The 15,538-nt window shown below is 37.3% G+C and carries 12 protein-coding genes; all 12 read right to left on the minus strand.

The features are described from left to right. Positions 1 to 40: 40 nt before the first annotated feature. Positions 41 to 403 carry a small basic family protein gene (locus tag V179_RS0119405; protein ID WP_028392938.1) on the minus strand — a complete coding sequence of 121 codons (363 nt, stop codon included), beginning with the start codon at positions 401 to 403 and terminating at the stop codon, positions 41 to 43. 14 nt (positions 404 to 417) lie between these two features. Next, complete coding sequence (locus V179_RS0119410) at positions 418 to 1,131, minus strand: DUF881 domain-containing protein (RefSeq protein ID WP_028392939.1); 714 nt, start codon at positions 1,129 to 1,131, stop codon at positions 418 to 420. A gap of 31 nt (positions 1,132 to 1,162) precedes the next feature. Beyond that, a complete protein-coding gene (locus V179_RS0119415; protein WP_028392940.1) occupies positions 1,163 to 1,861 on the minus strand; it encodes a DUF881 domain-containing protein in 699 nt (232 codons plus the stop codon). Then, a complete protein-coding gene (locus V179_RS0119420; RefSeq protein WP_028392941.1) occupies positions 1,858 to 2,649 on the minus strand; it encodes a cell division protein FtsQ/DivIB in 792 nt (263 codons plus the stop codon). Before V179_RS0119420 ends, V179_RS0119415 begins: the two co-directional genes overlap by 4 nt. A gap of 148 nt (positions 2,650 to 2,797) precedes the next feature. Then, positions 2,798 to 3,706 (minus strand): UDP-N-acetylmuramate dehydrogenase, encoded by a 909-nt coding sequence (gene murB / locus V179_RS0119425; protein ID WP_028392942.1) that lies wholly within the window; start codon positions 3,704 to 3,706, stop codon positions 2,798 to 2,800. Positions 3,707 to 4,634: 928 nt separating this feature from the next. After that, positions 4,635 to 5,738: a stage V sporulation protein E gene (gene spoVE, locus V179_RS0119435; RefSeq protein ID WP_028392944.1), complete on the minus strand. Its 1,104-nt coding sequence runs from the start codon at positions 5,736 to 5,738 to the stop codon at positions 4,635 to 4,637. A gap of 354 nt (positions 5,739 to 6,092) precedes the next feature. Then, positions 6,093 to 7,445: a UDP-N-acetylmuramoyl-L-alanine--D-glutamate ligase gene (gene murD / locus V179_RS0119440; protein ID WP_028392945.1), complete on the minus strand. Its 1,353-nt coding sequence runs from the start codon at positions 7,443 to 7,445 to the stop codon at positions 6,093 to 6,095. Next, on the minus strand, positions 7,446 to 8,423 hold the full coding sequence (gene mraY / locus V179_RS0119445; protein WP_028392946.1) for a phospho-N-acetylmuramoyl-pentapeptide-transferase: 978 nt from the start codon (positions 8,421 to 8,423) through the stop codon (positions 7,446 to 7,448). 780 nt (positions 8,424 to 9,203) lie between these two features. After that, positions 9,204 to 10,670, minus strand: coding sequence for a UDP-N-acetylmuramoyl-L-alanyl-D-glutamate--2,6-diaminopimelate ligase (locus V179_RS0119460; protein WP_028392948.1), 1,467 nt, complete (start codon positions 10,668 to 10,670; stop codon positions 9,204 to 9,206). A gap of 171 nt (positions 10,671 to 10,841) precedes the next feature. Beyond that, the gene (locus tag V179_RS0119465; RefSeq protein WP_028392949.1) at positions 10,842 to 12,767 is read right to left on the minus strand and encodes a stage V sporulation protein D; all 1,926 of its coding nucleotides are present in this window, start codon (positions 12,765 to 12,767) and stop codon (positions 10,842 to 10,844) included. 239 nt (positions 12,768 to 13,006) lie between these two features. Beyond that, the gene (locus tag V179_RS0119470) at positions 13,007 to 15,181 is read right to left on the minus strand and encodes a penicillin-binding protein (protein ID WP_028392950.1); all 2,175 of its coding nucleotides are present in this window, start codon (positions 15,179 to 15,181) and stop codon (positions 13,007 to 13,009) included. After that, positions 15,181 to 15,534 carry a cell division protein FtsL gene (gene ftsL / locus V179_RS0119475; RefSeq protein WP_028392951.1) on the minus strand — a complete coding sequence of 118 codons (354 nt, stop codon included), beginning with the start codon at positions 15,532 to 15,534 and terminating at the stop codon, positions 15,181 to 15,183. Before ftsL ends, V179_RS0119470 begins: the two co-directional genes overlap by 1 nt. Positions 15,535 to 15,538: the final 4 nt, after the last annotated feature.

Genomic DNA, 15,538 nt, shown 5'->3' on the forward strand with positions numbered 1-15,538 from the left:
CAATATTCGTCATGTATACCATATTTCCTTTAAAAAAACACTAATTTTTTTCTGCCTTTTCTTTGAAAAGGGACCATTTTGTTAAAATTATGCGTCGGATAACTGCTATATTTTGAAACAATCTAACACCAAATGCAAAAACTGCAGCTAAATATAAGTCTACACCAAGATGTACGCCTAGAAAAGCTAAACTTGCAGCTAAGATGATATTAAAGAAAAATCCAGTTACAAAGACCTTTTCATCGTAGATATTTTGTAAATGGGCTCTTATTCCACCCACTAAAGTATCTAATGCTGCAAGAATTGCTATCGATAAATAGTTCGCATATTCAGAAGAAATTTTGATATCCGTTAAAAGGCCTAAAGCGATGCCTATTAAAAGGCCAAAAATAGGAAGCCACATAGTCATTAGTCCTCCTATTCATCAATGGGTTCCATATATTGAATTTTTAATGAGTTTTGATAAGGCGGTAGCGTTACTATGTCTAATGGATTAGTAATCGTAACCTCATAATTATCCACATAAAAATTATCAATTGTCTCAGAAACCTGAATTCTTTCTTTGAGTTTTTGAGCATTTTCAGCAAGTACCCTAATTTCAATAGAATCCCTTGATATACTCTTGCCATCGATCTTTGTTTGTCCATTAATATCTCGAATAACAGATGTAGTAATTATCCTCTGCCCATTTACTGCAATCTCTTTTGCGTCATATTGGTATAATTCATTTAGCAGCCGCTTTAAAAGATCAGGAGAAACATTCTGAACGTTCTCGCCTAATAGGATATTCTCCTCAATCGGTTTAATGGTTAGAATAATTCCTTTTCCACTCACCGAAGTCATACCTGCATTACTTCTAAGCTCTTCCAATGTTTCACTAAGTACTTGCTCCTTACTTTGGCTTATAGTTGTTTCATATTGGGCAAGTTTCTCTTCTAAATTTCTAATTTCTTTAACCAATTCAGTTTGGACTTTCTGCTCCTTTAGTATACCGCTTCTAAGTTCATAGGAATCACGAGTATCCTTTACTTGTTTGATGGATGGCTCTTTAATCGTATTAAACTGAATGGCTACCATGAATCCAACGATCACCGCAATTAAAGTAAAGGCAATTTTGTTCCTTTTTTTCAAAAAACGTCACCTAGCTTTCATACGGTGATTTTTAACTACTAAATATTGGTTCCATTTCCACTTCATTTTGCTTCAATATTGTAAATATAATATTTTCATTCACTAATTGATCTTTGACTCCACCAGCTAAGTTAAGTGAAGCCTCCAAAACATTAGTGTTGCCAATGGCTGTAATCACAAAAGGTGCGGGATACTGCTGTCCGTCCACAGTAATTACAGGACCATTGCAAACTATATACGAATCATGATTCAATCTTTGTCCATTAACAGCCACTGCCTCTGCACCAGAGATATACAATTCATTAATGACCTTAAATACATGTTGTTCATGCACTAGGTAATCATTTATGTTATCGTCCACTTTTGCTGCTGTACCATCTGAAAGAGTCACAGAAAGACCTGGTCCTCTCACTTTAATCTTTCCTAGAAACATCCGATATTTCTCGGCTTCTTCAGCAAGCTTAAACAAGGATTCTTTTTCTTGTGATAGATCTTTTTCAATATTTGTTACTTGTGCTTGCTTTTTCCGTAATTCCTCACTAAGTTTCCTGTTTACTTTCTCTTGTTCAATCAGTTGTTTTCTAAGCTCATATTCTCGATCCCATGTTTGATTTACAATGGCTGCTTCTCGCTGTTTTTGCTTTGTTAAGTTATAGGAAAAGGCAACCATAAATCCTAAAATAAGACTTACGATGGAGAGGATGACTTTTCTACCTTTAATGATTTTCATTGTGCTAACCCCTCATCATTCTCTTCCTTTAGATTTGGTGTATCATATGCTCTAAAGTAAGAGCCTACCTCAAGATTAATGACCCCTTTTACTTTTGGGTCTAATTGAGCAACAATTGAAGGGTAGTGTATCATTTTCTTGGATAAAGTTCTGCTAGTAGCACTCACTTCAAAACCATCATTCATAAACATCGTTATATGATAGAGGTCCGTTTTGGTAGGTTCCTTACGAATTTCAGAAATCGAGTTACGGATTTCTTCAGGTAATGCTTTCAATTCATCCAATAATAGGTTTAGAGCATCCCCTTCAGTAAAATCAATCAGTACTGGAGCGAAAACTGGGATTTCGCCCCGTTTTAGCTCGGTCAGGATCTTACCGTTTTCCATAATAGGATAGAATCGATTATTTTTTGAAAGGTATGCGATTCGTTCAAATTCGGTTATCGTAATCAACACTGAATTTGGAAATTGTGTTGTAACTGTAACAGATTCAATTTCCTCTTGACTTTCTTTCATTTTATTTATCAATTCTCTTTTGTTTACTTTCCAAATGTTCGTGTCATTTGTTAATCCACTTAACGAAACAATTTGATCTGATGATAAATATTGGTTCCCTCTTACTTTGATTTCTTTAATATGGCTTAATGGGGAAAGAAAATATAGTACACAAGCAATTAGGATAAAAAAGAAAGATAGCAATAGAATCAATCTTCTATTCGCTTTTCTTTTTCTAAGATTTTTTAATTTTGGGATGCGATCTTCAATGGAAACTACTTTTCCTTTTTCCATCCCCCTCACCTCTTCCTGAAAACAAATGGACTATGCTTGTAATCCGCCTGTTGCCAATCGGCAGGAACAAGATCTCATAATAATGCTAATGAGACTATTTCAGGATATCTTTATAGCACATGATTAAGCATGTTTTTTATTTCAGAAGTTATCTTCGACCAACTATTTCGACTTCTGTTTCAAGCTTAATCGCAAATTTTTCATATACAGTTTCTTTTACATGCTGAATTAGAGCTAACACATTTTCTGCTGTACCTTCTCCTGTATTAACAATAAAATTCCCATGCATTTCAGAAATTTTTGCTCCACCAATTGCATAACCTTTTAATCCAGCGTCCTGAACAAGTTGACCAGCGTATTGTGGCAGGGGATTACGGAATATACTTCCAGCACATGGCTTATCATATGGTTGAGTTTCTTTTCTATAATTTTTATTGTTCTGCATTGCTGCAACAATTTCCTCCCGATTACCTGGATTTAATTGAAAAACAGCTGCTAAAACAATACCTGGTCGTTTTTTTTGTAGGATCGACGTTCGATAGGAGAATTCCATTTCTTCTGCTGATAACCATTCTAGTGTTCCATCAGCAAATAGAATATATGCCTTTTTTAATATTTTTGAAATATCTGATCCATGGGCACCGGCGTTCATATACACAGCACCACCAACTGAACCTGGTATTCCACTCGCGAACTCCAATCCTGAAAGTCCTTTTCTACTAAATTGTACAGATAGACTTACAAGTGAAAATCCAGCCCCTGCTGTGATTTCAGTACCTTCTATTTCTAACCCATCTAAACCTCTACCTAATTTAATAACAGCACCTTTTATGCCTTGATCTGAAACAAGCAAATTTGATCCACGCCCAATTGCTCGCCATTCGATATCAAACTCTTTAATGATTTTCATCGTTTTTTCTAAATTTTCAAGAGATGATGGCTCAATGAAAATATCTGCAGGACCGCCAACTTTCATTGTTGTATGGTTTGCAAGCGGCTCATTTTCACGAACCTTCCCTATTTCCATTTGTTGTAATTTCTCTATAACTTCTTTCATCATAATCCTCCCTCACATGCAGTTTTTTCATTGTATGCTATATCGTTTGAACGGTTCGTTTTTGAATAATCCGATCGCCCCTCTATAAAGTGAAACTTGAAACAGTTAGGGTTTCTTCACCCCACTGATTGTTGTCCCGTTTTAGAGTCTTACATCTGTGCGCCCCACATCCTGTGGTTGCAAACTTACCTTTGAAAACCACAAAGGTAAGTATCACTTTATCTCACCAATCGGGCATTTACGGACAGTTACTTCCACTCGCTTCTTTAAATCCTTTAAGCCTTGTAGTTGGAAGTTCAGTCCCGTTAATGCAGGATAACTTCTAATAAGACATCGTATATTATATGTAAAGAGACGGTAGACATCAATTATCTTTAACACCAAATTTTTTCTAAGATATAGAAAACAAAGCACCATCAGCTTTTACCCTCTTATACTATAGTCTAAACACCCTTTCATTACCACAATAAACACTAGATTTTATATAAGAAACAAACTAGTAATATTTTAAATATTTAATTATTTCACAAATGCTTCTTTCGTTGCATCTCCAAAGACCTATAAATAATTTTTATTACCTATATCATCGGTTCTTATTACATAAATTAAAGTATATTCAATAGTGATTGATAGGTAATTAGAATCATTTTATTGGATAATTATTTGCTATTTATCTTATTTAGCTTCAAACAAGAATGATTCACAACTTTTTCTCGATAACATGATTCAAAATAGGAATTGCCCATAGAAAGAGTTTCCTCATTCTTGAGCAATTCCTATTTACTTTGACATATTTCTAAATTTGAAAGTGCTATTGTTATTATCCAGCATTAACTGTCAGTAAAAGCCCGATTTGTTCCACTAACAATCCGTGGGGGGATGAAGTTTACGTTATTGGTATTATTTACTTTAGGCCATGCTATGATTTTTAATACCTTGAATATCGACTTATATTCAATAGTACTCCGATCGCTATGAGCATCAGAGTTAAAGAAGATCCGCCATAACTTAAAAACGGAAGAGTTATTCCTGTTACGGGCATTAGCCCTGTTACAACTCCGATATTAATCATTACCTGAATTGCTACCATGGCAATAATTCCAACTGCAACAAGACTCCCATATAAGTCAGGAGCTCCTAATGCAATCCGAACCCCTCTCCACAATAGCAATGAAAATAATAAAATCACCAAAGTTCCACCAATAAACCCAAGTTCTTCTGAAATAATAGCAAAAATAAAATCCGTTTGCGGTTCAGGCAAATAGAAAAATTTTTGCCGACTTTGACCAAGTCCAAGCCCAAACAGCCCACCTGGACCGATTGCATAAAAAGACTGAATCATTTGAAAGCCACTATTTTGCGGGTCTGCCCACGGATCTAGAAAGGAGGTAATTCGCTTTATCCGATATGGTGCTGAAGCAATAAGAGCCACAAAGCCAGCTACACCGAGTAATCCAAGCCAAATAAAATGCATCACTCTTGCCCCTGAAATAAAAATCATCACTACACAAGTCCCTACCATAACAGTTCCTGTCCCAAGATCTGGCTGTAACATAATTAAACCAAAAGCTAAAAACACAATACCCAATGAAGGAGTTAGTCCTTTCTTAAAGGAGGTAATAAACTTCTGCCGTTCTGATAAAAATTTCGCTAAAAAAGCAATCATAGCTAACTTCATAAACTCTGATGGCTGAATGGAAAATGCACCAACACCAATCCAGCTTTGTGAACCATTTCGCTCTACACCTATTCCAGGAATTAATACAGCAAGTAACAAGACAAAACAAAAGATAATAATCACCTTTGCCCACGTTCGCCATGTCCAATAATCTACATTCATGATGAAGAACATTGCGAATACTCCCACTCCAGCGAATAGAAGTTGGCGCTTAGCAAAGTAGAACGAGTCTCCCTCAAATTTGTAAGCAGCCCATATTGCACTAGCACTATATACCATGATTAAACCAATCGCCAATAGACATAAAGTAACAATAATTAATATAAAATCCGGATTTGATTTTTTCAACGGCACTGTCATACACCTCTAGTACGTATTAGAGCCTGTACGAGCCTTCTATTCCTATCATGCTAATGAAATTAACATAATAAGCAAAAAAAGTGATAAGTAGGTTTACCCATTAGTAACGGCAAGTTCCCCCTTAGAAAACTGCTTGTAAAAGCCGAGCCGGTTCGGTAAAAATTAGCAATCATATAAAAGCGCGTCAATCATATCTAGCTTCGATTACTGAATTACCATCCATAGGGGATAATCTTAACTTTTAATAATAGAGTACTACTTTATCACTTTTTTTAAAGATGTCATTCGAACAAGAGAAGTAGAATTTATCCTCCATTATGCAAGCTCAGTGTTTCAAGTAAGAAGCTCTTATTTCAGTTTATGCACTGCCTCCATAAACATGTCTCCTCTTACTTCGAAACTTTTGTACTGATCCCAACTTGCACATGCAGGTGAAAGTAGGATGCAATCTCCTTCTTCAGAAACTTCATACGCTGCAGGTACGGCTTTCTCTACATTATCGACATGTTTTACAATAGATATTCCTGCTTCTCTGGCAACACGCTCAATTTTCGATGCAGTTTCACCAAATGTAATGACAGCTTTAACATGTTTCAAATATGGTTTTAGTTCATCGAATTCATTACCTCGATCAAGTCCTCCCGCAAGCAGGATAACTGGAACTTCGAAAGATGATAATGCCATTGATGCAGCTAAAATATTCGTAGCCTTAGAATCATTATAAAACATTCTTCCTTCAATGGTTGCTACATATTGAGTTCTATGGGTAACCCCCTGGAAGGTGGCAAGAACACGCTGAATTGCTTCATTCTTGACCTTTTTAAGTTTTGCAGTTGCTACGGCCGCGAGTACATTTTCTAAATTATGCTTTCCGGGCAAGCGAATATCCAAAATATTAACTACTCGCTCACCACGGAAATATACAGCATTGTCTTCGATATACGCTCCATTTTCATACTTGCTTGTAATCGAAAATGGAACAAGCTCTGCCAACGAATTCTTTGCCATATTCACCGTTTCTTCTTGGTTCGCATTATAGATAAAATAATCACTGTCGATTTGGTTTTTCATTATTGCCGCTTTCGCGTCAATATATTCCTGTTTTGAAGCATGGTAATCAAGATGAGCATCATAAATATTTGTTACAACTGCGATCTTTGGCTTAAACATATCAATCCCCATCAATTGGAAAGATGATAATTCAATAACAATCGTTTCATCAGCTGTTGCAGTTTCCGCCACTCCAGAAGCAACCGTTCCAATATTTCCTGCGATCAACGGCAACTTTCCACCTTCTTTGAGTATTTCATAGATAAGCGTTGTAGTCGTTGTTTTGCCATTTGTTCCAGTTATCGCAACAAACGGTGCTTCGCTAATCTGATAGGCTAATTCAACTTCTGTGATGACTGGAATGCCTCTTTCAATCGCCCCTTTAACCAGTGGATTTCGATAAGGAATTCCTGGATTTTTCACTATAAGTTCAAAGCCTTCATCAAGTAATTCTATCGGATGACTTCCACACACAACTTTGATTCCTTGTTCCAGTAAGCCTTGCGCTTCTGGATTCTCTGATAATGGTTTCATATCATTGACTGTTACAAAAGCACCTAGTTTATGTAAAAGGGATGCTGCTGTTACTCCACTTTTTGCTAATCCCAACACTAATATCTTTTTCCTTAAATAACTAGTAGTCTCTTTCACTTATAACCACACCTCTAAATAGATTCCTAAAATCGCCAATAATAAGCCCACCGACCAAAATGTGACGACGACTCGCCATTCAGACCAACCGACCAACTCATAATGGTGATGCAAAGGACTCATTTTAAAAATTCGTTTTCCTGTCGTTTTAAAAGATGCGACCTGTAACATTACCGATAATGTTTCAATGACGAATACCCCGCCGATAATAACTAATATGAGCTCCAAATTTGTTAATAGCGCGATGGTCGCAATAGCACCACCTAATGCCAAAGATCCGGTATCTCCCATAAATACCTTTGCAGGATAGGCATTGAATACGAGGAATCCAAGGACCGCCCCTACTACGGCAACAGAAAAAATCGCAACATCATATTGTGATTGATTCCAGGCTAGTACAGCAAATGCACCAAAAGCAATCGCAGACGTTCCTGAAACAAGTCCATCCAAGCCATCAGTTAAATTGACTGCATTCGAAAAACCAACCAACCAGAAAATCACAATGATGATATAAAACCAGCCTACATGTAACGCCAAGTCGGTTCCTGGAATCGTAATTTCAGGTACGAAAGCATCTGTCTTGCGATAGATTAGATAAAAAATGACGGATATGATAATTTGTCCAATTAACTTCTGACGTGATGTCAAGCCAAGGTTTCGTTTCATTACCACTTTTATGAAATCATCAAGAAAACCTAAAACGCCAAAACCAATCATAACAAACAACAATAAATAAATTTCTACAGTTGGTTCAGAAAATTTAAATACCATTGTTAGAGTTGTAATGGCGATAGCAAGCAAAAAGACCAAACCGCCCATCGTCGGTGTTCCAGATTTCTTCTGATGAGATTTCGGACCTTCTTCCCGAATGCTTTGTCCAAATTTAAGCCTGCGTAAGAAAGGGATAAAAATCGGGGATAGAAGAACCGTAATTAAAAACCCAGTCAATATTGTATAAAAAATTACTTGTTCTAACATGAATCTATTCCCTCATTCCTAATGCAGCATAACAATTTATTAATTCTACTGCTGTTTTTTCATCCACTTCATGATATGTTCCAGATGTTTTGTTCAGAATACTTATATTTCTTTTCATAATAAACATTTTTTGAAATTCCATCACTTTCTGTTTTTTTATTGTTCGTATAAGAAAAACCGCCGCCGATTTTTTATAAAAACAAGTTTTTACATACAGCTTTGCCAAAGAGACACAAGGTAGTTTATGAGTTGGCACATGTACATTCAGACATAAACCTGTTACTTCATATTTTTATATAAGGCTCTGTTAAACTTGCCCGTTGATTGCAACAGAGTGGTTCGCTTACCGCGGGCGGTCCGGAAGCCTCCTTGGCGCTGTGCGCCTGCGGGGTCTCCCTTTGACTCGCTTTTCTAAGTAGAAGTCTCACGCCTTCCGCTCCATCAACATAGAGCCAAAAATCAACAATGAGCTTTAACATAGCCTTTTATAAAAAAGCAGGCACCTTGATCAATCTAAAGACTAGCATAAGCTAAGCAACTGCATGAAGATTTCTTCCCCATCAGATTACCTCGCTCAAAGTGAGGTTGGGTTGCTTTTGCTAGTCAGCAAAACTAGTTGAAAGAAGAGATCCTGATACTTTTTAATAAGCAAAAAAAGAGAATTAGTCATTCAAAGGAGACATCGTCCCATTAAGAAAGTGTAAAACCTCATTGTGTCTATCTCTTAATAATGATAGATATTAACGTTCTCTTTTTTAAGTATACACAATCTCCCTTTATTTACTTCCTATTTCGTAAAATTGCTTCTTTTGCAACCAATCTATCATCAAAGTCAAGCACTTGTTTACCGATGATTTGATAGGTTTCATGGCCTTTTCCGGCGATTAAAACAACATCCCCACTTGTTGCCGCAGAGATTGCATATTCAATCGCTTCTTTCCGGTCTTCAAGGACCTGATAATTCTTTTCGGTAACTCCCTTTTCCATATCTCGTAAAATTTGTGATGGATTCTCACTTCTAGGATTATCAGAAGTGAAAATAGGGTCTGTCGCCCACTCTGATGCAATTTTCGCCATGATTGGTCGTTTTGTTTTATCACGATCCCCACCACAACCCACTACAACAAATATTTTCTTATTTGCAAATTCACGCACTGTTTTCAAGACATTTTCAAGACTGTCAGGTGTATGGGCATAATCGACAATCACCGCAAAATCCTGACCGCCTTGGACAAGCTCAAAACGTCCTGCCACACCTTCGACAGATTCAAGTGACCGGATGATTGAATCAAGTTGTACTCCCGCACATAAAGAAGCCCCTATGGCAGCAAGAACATTATAGACGCTGAATTTACCGATTAGTTTTAGGTTCACAAGTTGCTCTCTTCCAGCCGTTACTAATGTAAATTGAGTTCCACTTGAATGAATGGATATATTCTTAGCCATAATATCTGCTTCTTGATCAATACCATATGTAAGAATATGTGCAGCTGTTGCCTTGATGAAATCTCCTGTCGCTCCATCATCCGCATTCAATACTGCGTATTTTGGTCGATTATCTACATAGGCATTTCCAAGCTGTGAGAAAAACAAGGATTTTGCAAATTTGTATTGTTCCATCGTTCCATGAAAATCAAGATGGTCTTGTGTAAGATTCGTAAATACGGCAATATCATAATCACAACCGTGAACCCTTCCAAGCTCCAATGCATGTGAAGATACTTCCATAATTGCTGTATCCACTTGAGCTTGCGTCATCTGATGAAAAATTTGTTGTAAGGTAATGCTGTCTGGTGTCGTATTTTTTGTTTCAGCTATTTTTTCGCCAATTTTCGTATACATCGTTCCAATTAAACCTGTTGCCACATGCTCATCCTGAAAGATTTTTTCCAACAAATGACTCGTTGTTGTTTTGCCGTTTGTTCCTGTTATTCCGATTAACTTAAGCTTTTGGGTAGGATGATTGTAAAAAGCATCGGCAACGACTGCCATAGCTCGTTTCGTATCACGAACAACAAACACTGGGACTCCTACACTCATTGGTTTTTCAGCTAAAATAGCTGCTGCTCCTAGTTCGACTGCTTTTTCTGCAAAGTCATGGCCATCCACCGTGTAACCTTTCACACAAACAAATAAACTTCCTTCTTTTACTCGTCTTGTATCATGTTCAATGGAGGTTATTTCAGGATTTTCCCCTTCAAACTTTGTCAAAGATTGTAAGGTTGAAAGTATCGCTTGAAGTCTCATTTTTCCATTCCTCTCTGCCTATTTAAAGGCATTATTATAAAGTAATGCATTCAATCTGTCGAGGTTAGGATTCGTCCTTAGGTTAAACACATGAACAATCCTGTCACTGCGTAAAAAAACCGCGGCTGAAATTATCCCAGCCGCTTGATTTGTTTCTTTATTATTCTATACTTATTCTGAACTTTCGCCAAGATAAATTCTTATTGTTGAACCTTCTTTTACCTTTACTCCTGCTTCAGGGGACTGTTTTACTACCATAGACCCATCCCCACTTATATCTAAGTTTACTTTGCCGATAAGCTGTGTTTGCAATTCCTTTGCAGTTAACCCTACTACATCTGGTAATTCAACCATGACTGGATCATCCCATTTCGTTTTCTTTTCAATTTGCGTATCACGTGGTTTCACACCCATTGTTCGTAATGCATCCTCCATTATATTGCCTACAATAGGGGCCGCTACTACTCCACCAAATTGAATTGTTCCTTTCGGATTATCGACCGCTACATAAACGACTATTTCGGGATGATCCGCTGGTGCAAACCCAATGAATGAAACGATATAGTTGTTTTCTAAATAGCGCCCATTTTCCGCTTTTTGCGCAGTACCGGTCTTTCCACCTACGCGATATGAATCTACATATGCCCCAGTACCACTTCCTTTTGCTACAACAGTCTCAAGTGCTCCACGGATTTTTGCGGAAGTTTCTTCAGAAATGACTTTCCTTTTTGCTTGAGGTGATTTCCGCATGATTGTCTCACCTGTTTGAGAGTCAACCAGTTCTTTAGCGATATAAGGCGTATACAATGTGCCGCCATTCACTGCTGCCGCAACAGCTGCTACTTGTTGAATCGGAGTGACTGATACGCCTTGTCCAAACGCAGTAGTAGCTTGTTCAAGTGGTCCAACCTTATCAATGTCAAATAAAATTCCAGTTCCTTCACCTTGAAGATCGATCCCGGTCTTTTTCCCAAAACCAAAATCACTAATATATTGAAAAAGTTTATCTTTTCCAAGCCGCATTCCTAGCTCCACAAAACCAGGGTTACATGAATTTTGTACCACTTCCATGTATGTTTGCGATCCATGACCACCTCTTTTCCAACAATGAAGCTTCGTCCCTGCTACTTCGATATACCCAGGATCATAGAACGAATCCCTCTCCAGATCTACTTTTCCCTCTTCCAACGCTGCAGCGAGAGTAATGATCTTGAACGTTGAACCAGGCTCATAGGAACTCCATACAGGAAGATTACGGTTATAGACTTCACTTTTCACATTTTGAAAATTAGCAGGATCGAATGTCGGTCTGCTTGACATTGCCAGAATCTCACCGTTATTGGGATTCAGTGCAATGGCAATTATTCCATCTGGATTATAAGTCGCTTCTGCAAGATCTAGCTCTCTTTCAACAATGGTTTGAATTTTGCTATCTATGGTCAATTTTAGATCATCACCATTAATAGGTGCACTATAGTCATCCGCCATATTCTCCATCTTTTTGCCTTTTGCATCGGTATATAATTTTACATAGCCTTTTTCACCGCTTAAATCCTTATCATAGGATAGCTCAATTCCCATTAATCCTTGATTATCAGCGCCTGTAAACCCGAGCACATGGGATAAGAATTCACCAAATGGATAATAACGCTTTGAATCTTCTGCAATGTATACCCCTTTGAGACCAAGAGCCTTCACTTCTTTTGCTTTTTCGTGAGAGATTTTTCTTCCTTCAGGTATTCTTTCGCTCGAAGAATGTTTTGTAATTAGTTTATACGCTTTTTCTTTATCCATATCCAATACAGAAGCGAGCTGTTCTGCAGTCTCAGCTGGATTGACAACTTGTCTCGGAATTACATATACCGTCGGAGCTGAGATATTTGTTGCCAACGGGACACCATTCCGATCTAGAATTTGACCACGCATTGGTTCAAAAGTAATATTTCGGCTCCAAGAATCCTCTGCGAGTCCCGTTAATTTCTCACCGAGATAAAATTGAACAATTCCTAATCGAAAAACAATAATAGTAAAGACCGTAAGCCCAAAAAGTAAGAAGATTGCCAGCCGTTTTCTTACCGTTACATTTGACACACGCACAAAAAGGCACCTCCATTTTCATCCTGCTTGTACCAGTTATATGATGTATTAAATTTAACTAGAACAAAAAATGAAGGCGTTATTTTTTCTGAATAATAATTAGCATAAAAAAAGATGAGAGTGAAAAAAGGAGCTAGCCCCAGGACTCTCCATACAGTTATAAGTGTTTTCTAACACTTCATGTAAACTGTACGTAGTTGTCACGGAGCCAGCTCTTAGATTATTCTTATTCATTCCATTTAATTAACCACTTCGTCTTCTTGATCTTTATCTTCTATTTCTTCCTGAACAATATCCCCTGGCTTTTTCAAGTTTACAATGAAATAATCTGCTTCTTTTATCACGGCACCTACTTTAAAATTCTGACTTTCGACATATCCGTTTCCTGCAACATTTAATTTCAGCTTCGCAATATTCGCCACCTTCATAACATCTCTTAGAGACCAGCCTGTTAAGTCTGGAGCAAACATATCTCCTTCCGTCCGGATAATAACCTTTTCACCTTCTAATAAAATCGTTCCAGCTTTAGGAGCTTGATCGATAACCGTAGCACCTTTTCCAATCGTAACAACTTCGTATCCTGACTTTTGGAGATTTTCAACCGTAGACTTTACAGGTTGATCTGTATAATCACTTATTTTTTCTGAAGTTTGATTTGGAATATTTGCTGGTTCAATGTTTAAATATTGCAAGCTGCTTTTCATGACTGGATTAAAGATCTCCGATACTGGATCGGACCCAGCTTCCCCTACTTCTAATTTTGGTTTTTTTACCGCAACATAGACAACAAGTTCTGGGTCATCAAGTGGCGCCATTCCTAAAAAAGAAAAAATATAGTTTCCACCACCTCTTGATAAGCCATCACTTGTACTAAATTGAGCAGTCCCTGTTTTACCAGCTACTTCATAACCTTCAATTTGATATTTTTTCCCTGTCCCATGCTCTGCAGTAAGCACAGTTCCTAAATACTCACGGACCTTTTTGGCAGTTTCTGCTGATATCGGCTGCCCTGCCATAGTTGGATTAGTTTTTTGAATCGTTTCGCCCTTATTTGGATCAGTCACTTCTTTAATTACATAAGGTTTCATCATTTTTCCATTATTAGCTATTGCAGAAGCTGCTTGAATTTGTTGAATAGCAGTCATTGACGACGCTTGTCCTACAGAAGTCATTGCTTTATCACGTTTATATTTGTACTGAATTGTACCAGTTTTTTCGAAAGGTAAATCAATCCCTGTAATACGATCTAAACCAAATTTTGTAATATAATCACGGAGTTTTTCTTCTCCAAGACGGTCCATTGCAAACGTTACAACACCGACATTTGAAGATCGTTGAATTCCTTCTAAAAATGTCATATTTTCTCCGAACGGCATTCCACTATGATCATTTATAGGTTTTGTTCCTTTAATTTTGTAATTTCCTGAAACAAAGGTTTCATTCGGATTAAATACACCTTCTTCAACTGCTGCCGCTAATGTAAATATTTTCATCGTTGAACCAGGTTCATACGACTCCTCAATCGCTAAGTTTCTCCATGTATCTGTCAATCCTTTTTTCGTTTTTGGATGGAAAGTAGGCCTTTGCCCCATCGCTAATATTTCTCCGGTTTTCGGATTAGATACAATGGCAATGATTTGTTCTGGGTCATATTTTTCCTGAACTTTAGACATTGAATCTTCTAAAAAGGTCTGAATCTTTTTATCAATAGTCAAAGTAACATCTGCACCATCTTTTGGTGCCTTTACATTTTCTTTGCTATTAGGCAGTGAGAATCCCCATCTATCACCATCAAACGTCAGTTTTCCATCTGTTTCCTTTAATTCTTTGTTTAAAAACTTTTCAATCCCCATCTTACCAATCATTTCATTTGATTTTTCATCTTTTTCAATATAGCCAATTAAATGAGAGGCAAACACGCCATTTGGATAAAAGCGTTTATTTTCGCGAGTAAATCCTATGCCAGGAAGCTTCATTTTCTCAATCTTTGATTTAACATCGTATGAGATATCCTTGCCTGCATTTCCGAATTCCACTTGTTTCTTATCTTTTGTAAGAAGTGCATAAATATCCGATTCATCCATATCAATAGCTTTTGCTAATTCGTTGGCTGTTCGTTTCGGATCAACCACATAATTGGGTTTCATCTTTTCGTCCAATACCGCAAATAGCGTATAGGAGGCTGTATCTTCTGCTATTACTTCACCGTTCGTATCTAGAATGCTGCCTCTTTTAGCCTCAAGCACCCGTTGCTTTTCGTATTTTTTTTCAATTTTTGCTGCAAGTACTTCCCCGCCAGCCTGTCCGGTAACTTCAATGTAGAAAAAACGGGCAACTAACGCAAAAAAGAGCAGCCCGAATACTACGAATAAAAACGCTGCTCCAAGCTTCATATTTTTTTGCTTCGTTTGCATTATTCCTGCACAACCTTTACGTTATTTTCATTCAGTTTTAAACCAAGGTCGGCTGCTTTTTTCCAAATCCTTTCATACGTACTTAATTCACTAACTTGTTCTTTTAAGTCTACATTCACCCTAGTCTGTTCTTCTATAGAATGATTTGTCAATTGTATCTCTTTATTCGTTTTATAAATTGCTGCCTGATTAGAAATTACCTTGGTCCCTAGAAAAGCAATTCCAACAGCCAAAGCACAGATTAACATCATTTCACCAAAAGAAATTTTTGTTTTACGGACAATGACGGTTTGTACAGATTTTTGTTGTTCTTGAATCTGTTGTTCTTGAATTTTTTTCGCAACTGAGCTCATTTTA

The organism is Bacillus cihuensis, assembly GCF_000504145.1.
Classification (GTDB): domain Bacteria; phylum Bacillota; class Bacilli; order Bacillales; family DSM-1321; genus Peribacillus; species Peribacillus huizhouensis.

What these genes read in the sequence shown, in the direction of transcription:
- V179_RS0119405 (WP_028392938.1), bottom strand. Translation starts at nt 403, where the DNA reads ATGTGGCTTCCTATTTTTGGCCTTTTAATAGGCATCGCTTTAGGCCTT.
- V179_RS0119415 (WP_028392940.1), bottom strand. Translation starts at nt 1,861, where the DNA reads ATGAAAATCATTAAAGGTAGAAAAGTCATCCTCTCCATCGTAAGTCTT.
- V179_RS0119420 (WP_028392941.1), bottom strand. Translation starts at nt 2,649, where the DNA reads ATGGAAAAAGGAAAAGTAGTTTCCATTGAAGATCGCATCCCAAAATTA.
- murB (WP_028392942.1), bottom strand. Translation starts at nt 3,706, where the DNA reads ATGAAAGAAGTTATAGAGAAATTACAACAAATGGAAATAGGGAAGGTT.
- mraY (WP_028392946.1), bottom strand. Translation starts at nt 8,423, where the DNA reads ATGTTAGAACAAGTAATTTTTTATACAATATTGACTGGGTTTTTAATT.
- V179_RS0119460 (WP_028392948.1), bottom strand. Translation starts at nt 10,670, where the DNA reads ATGAGACTTCAAGCGATACTTTCAACCTTACAATCTTTGACAAAGTTT.
- V179_RS0119470 (WP_028392950.1), bottom strand. Translation starts at nt 15,181, where the DNA reads ATGCAAACGAAGCAAAAAAATATGAAGCTTGGAGCAGCGTTTTTATTC.
- ftsL (WP_028392951.1), bottom strand. Translation starts at nt 15,534, where the DNA reads ATGAGCTCAGTTGCGAAAAAAATTCAAGAACAACAGATTCAAGAACAA.